Genomic DNA, 435 nt, shown 5'->3' with positions numbered 1-435 from the left:
AAATGTCATCCAGTCCATTCTCTATATACCCGGACTCATCTCGATTTCCGCGGCGGCACTTATTTGGTCATTAATATTTAATAAGCAGCTTGGAATCACCAATAATATCTTCGGTTCGGAAACCGTCTGGGCGGCAAATCAACCCTACGCTTGGCTCATTATCATTGTCATTACGATATGGGGCGGCGTGGGTGGAAACATGATTATCTACCGCGCCTCCATAAGCGGCGTATCCAAGGATTTGTACGAATCAGCAGAAATGGACGGAGCAGGACCGGTCCGCAGGTTTTCGAGCATTACGCTGCCGTCGATTCGTTTTCCGCTGATCTATACCTTTGTTATGACAACGGCCGGAGCCTTCAACGTATTCGGTCAACCGCTCATGATGACGGACGGGGGACCAAGGCAGAGCACAACGGTATTGATGATGTACAT

General features: G+C 49.0%; 1 protein-coding gene. It reads left to right on the top strand.

Going from position 1 to position 435, the window contains the following annotated elements; translation table 11 throughout:
• Positions 1-435 (top strand): carbohydrate ABC transporter permease (locus tag C3B52_RS35930; protein WP_164685096.1); only part of this gene is annotated, 435 nt, incomplete at both ends.

Origin of the sequence: Brevibacillus reuszeri, assembly GCF_002897295.1 — a bacterium.
Taxonomy (GTDB): domain Bacteria; phylum Bacillota; class Bacilli; order Brevibacillales; family Brevibacillaceae; genus Brevibacillus; species Brevibacillus reuszeri_A.
This window is presented reverse-complemented; position numbering and strand designations above follow the sequence as displayed.